Annotated in this window: 3 protein-coding genes; 1 reads left to right on the top strand and 2 read right to left on the bottom strand. The window is 58.6% G+C overall.

Annotation, left to right across the window (positions count from 1 at the left end; all coding sequences use genetic code 11):
- Positions 1-2,040, bottom strand: a 2,040-nt coding sequence (locus tag Q7T06_RS08100) for a DUF3683 domain-containing protein (RefSeq protein WP_304783168.1), incomplete at its 3' end; no start/stop codon positions are given.
- 157 nt (positions 2,041-2,197) lie between these two features.
- Entirely contained in the window at positions 2,198-2,686 is a 489-nt protein-coding gene (locus tag Q7T06_RS08105) for a YqaA family protein (RefSeq protein WP_304783172.1), read from the bottom strand.
- A gap of 170 nt (positions 2,687-2,856) precedes the next feature.
- On the opposite strand from Q7T06_RS08105, the gene Q7T06_RS08110 reads away from it, so the two are divergent.
- A partial coding sequence (locus tag Q7T06_RS08110; protein ID WP_304783175.1) for a pyridoxal-phosphate dependent enzyme occupies positions 2,857-3,619 on the top strand: 763 nt, incomplete at its 3' end.

Consider the following 3,619-nt stretch of genomic DNA (forward strand, 5'->3'; position numbering starts at 1 on the left):
CTCCGGTTGCGCGTGCAAGCGCTCGTTGAATACTGTCGCCAGTTTCTCCATGCCGAGCGCAAGCAACTCATTCCTGACGTCACGCAAGGGCTGGTCGAGATTGTTCAGCACATATGACCAGCGCGCCTGCGTCGCCGCAATCAATTCCTCGGCTTGATGCACGCGGTCTTCCAGCAATTCTGCGGCCGGAATATCGTCGCCTTCGGCGTCGTCGCTCTTGCCCAGCGGCAGATTGCCCTTTGCAAAGAAATTGCGCAACTCATCGAGGAATTGCAGCTTGTTCTTGATCGACAGTTCGATATTGATGCGCTCTATGCCGTCCGAGTATTCACCCATGCGGTCGAGCGGAATCACCACGTCTTCATTGATCTTGAATGCATTCGTGTGCTTCGAAATCGCCGCAGTGCGGGCGCGATCGAGCCAGAATTTCTTGCGCGCTTCCGGGCTGACGGCGATAAAGCCTTCGCCTACGCGGGTGTTCGCCAGGCGCACCACTTCGGAGGCCGCTTGCGCCACCGCATTTTCATCGTCGCCGACGATGTCGCCGAACAAGGCCATCTTCGGCAGCGTGCCGCGCTTGGATTTGGTGGCATAACCGACTGCGCGCAGATAGCGCTCGTCCAGATGCTCGAGGCCGGCCAGGATCGCGCCGCCCTTCCTGGTTTGTTCATCGAGGAAATCCTTGATCTCGACGATAGATGGAATCGCATCGCGCGAATGGCCGAAAAATTCCAGGCAGACGGTGCGCGTGTGCTTGGGCATCTTGTGCAATATCCAGCGCGCCGACGTGATCAAGCCATCGCAGCCTTCCTTTTGCACGCCGGGCAAGCCGGACAGGAATTTATCGGTGACGTCCTTGCCCAGGCCTTCCTTGCGGAAGGTACGACCGGGGATGTCCAGCATCTCGGTCTTGAATGGCTGGTTGACGCGGCCCTTCTCGCTCGGGTGCGTCCATTCCAGCTTGAACCTGGCCAGCGGCGCATCGTGTATCTTGCCAAGGTTGTGTTCCAGGCGCGTGACTTCCAGCCAGTCGCCGTTCGGATCGACCATCCTCCAGCTCGCCAGATTATCGAGCGCAGTGCCCCACAACACGGCTTTCTTGCCGCCGGCATTCATCGCGATATTGCCGCCTATGCACGATGCCTCAGCCGAAGTTGGATCGACCGCAAAGACAAAGCCGGCTTTTTCAGCAGCGTCGGAGACGCGTTTGGTGACCACGCCTGCGCCGGAATAGATGGTCGCGTATTCGCGGTCCACACCGGGCAGCATCGTCATTTCGACGGCGCCCAGAGCTTCTAGTTTTTCAGTATTGATGACTGCCGAAAAAGGCGTCAGCGGAATCGCGCCGCCGGTGTAACCGGTACCGCCGCCGCGCGGGATGATGGTCAGGCCGAGTTCTATGCAGCCCTTGACCAGGCCAGCCATTTCGTCTTCGCTATCCGGCGTCAGGACGACGAATGGATATTCGACGCGCCAGTCGGTCGCATCCGTCACATGCGAGACGCGCGACAGACCATCAAACTTGATATTGTCTTTTTCCGTGTAGCGTCCCAATACCTTGTTGCTGCGTTTGCGCAAATCGTAGGTAGCGCGGAATTCTTCAGCGAAGCCGGCGACGGCCTTGCGCGCCGATTGCAGCAAGGCGGCAACTGCCGCACCGCGCCGGGCGGCGTTTTCATCGCTGGCGCCGCTCAGGTCCGTAAGGCGGCGTTTATCAACTTCAGCCAGGCGATGATTCAAGGCGTCGATCAAGTCCTGACGGCGCTTGGGATTGTCGAGCAAGTCATCCTGCAGATACGGATTGCGCTGCACGACCCAGATATCGCCCAACACTTCATACAGCATGCGGGCGGAACGGCCGGTTTGCCGCGCACCGCGCAACTCGTCGAGCAGGCTCCAAGCCTCTTCACCGAGCAGGCGAATCACAATTTCGCGGTCGGAAAATGAGGTGTAGTTATAGGGAATTTCGCGCAAGCGCGTAGGCGCAGCGCCGCCGGGGGCGTCAGCCAGGAGAGTTTGAATTTGTACCGGGGCGTTCATCAGTGGACGTTCATCAGTGGTGCATTGAGTTAACGCTAAAGATGCATTTTAGCTGATTGCAGTGCAGCACGTAGGAACTGCCTGCGGCAGAAATCGGAGTAAAAACAAGCGGGCACTGCCATTTCATCGCGATCGCGGCCACCAGGGACAGGTTACTTTAAAACAATCTGCCCACAGATTGCCAAAAGCCGTCCGGGATATACAGCAGCAGCGACGTGACCGTCAGGTAACGCAGGAGTTTACCGAGCGCCATATAAAACACCGATGGCCAGAACGGCAGCTTGAGCCAGCCGGCCAGTGCGCAGATCGGATCGCCTATGCCAGGCACCCAGGAAATCAGCAGGGTTTTGGCGCCGTAACGGTGCAGCCAGCCAAACCAGAGCGTCTGCCGCTCTTTTGCAAAGGCCTGTTTCGCGCCCCGCCCCAGCCAGTAATTGCTGATGCCGCCCAGCGTATTACCGACCGTGGCCACCATGATCGTCGGCCAGTACAAGGCTGGATTGGCCTTGATGACGGCGAAAACAGTCGGTTCCGACCCGAGCGGCAGAAAGGTCGACGATAGAAAACTGATCACGAAGGTCGAAACCAGCCCGACTTCCGGCGCAGCCAGGATGGCCAGCAGCCACTGGACGCCGGCTTCAATCATGCTGGTATGGAGATGTGTGTTTCAAATCTAATAACCTGGATAAGGAGTGCAGGCCGGATTCTGCCGGCTCAGTTCAACAGGAATGCAGCGCTGCAAAAGGCGTCCATTATAATGATGGTCCGCACAGCATCGTTTTGACTCGATATGCTGCGCCAATCACATAGATTGCCATGACTACCGACTACCTGAAGAAAATACTCACCGCGCGCGTCTACGATGTCGCCGTCGAATCGCCACTTGAGCTGGCGCCCATGCTGTCGCAGCGCTATGGCAACCAGATTTATTTCAAGCGCGAAGATGTGCAAAGCGTCTTCAGCTTCAAGCTGCGCGGCGCCTACAACAAGATGGCCAACCTGCCGCCGGCGCAAATGAAGCGCGGCGTGATTTGCGCCTCGGCCGGCAACCATGCGCAAGGCGTCGCGCTGTCGGCCGCCAAACTCGGCTGCCGCGCCGTGATCGTGATGCCGACCACGACCCCGCAAGTCAAGATAGATGCAGTCAAGGCGCGCGGCGGCGAAGTCGTGTTGTTCGGCGATTCGTTTACCGATGCCTACAATCATGCGCTGACGCTGGAAAAGAAACTCAAGCTGACCTTCGTCCACCCCTTCGACGACCCGGATGTGATCGCCGGCCAGGGCACGATAGCGATGGAAATCCTGCGCCAGCATTCCGGCCCGATACACGCAATTTTCGTCGCCATCGGCGGCGGCGGCTTGATCGCCGGCATAGGCGCCTACGTGAAAGCGCTGCGCCCGGACATCAAGATCATAGGCGTGCAAACCACCGATTCCGACGCAATGGCGCGCAGCCTGAAGGCTGGGCGGCGCGTGACCCTGAACGACGTCGGCCTGTTTTCCGATGGCACGGCAGTCAAGCTGGTCGGCGAAGAAACCTTCCGCCTGGCGAAACTGTATGTCGATGAAATCATACTGG

The organism is Herminiimonas sp. (genome assembly GCF_030645555.1).
Lineage (GTDB): Bacteria > Pseudomonadota > Gammaproteobacteria > Burkholderiales > Burkholderiaceae_D > Oxalicibacterium.

What these genes read in the sequence shown, in the direction of transcription:
- Q7T06_RS08105 (WP_304783172.1), bottom strand. Translation starts at nt 2,686, where the DNA reads ATGATTGAAGCCGGCGTCCAGTGGCTGCTGGCCATCCTGGCTGCGCCG.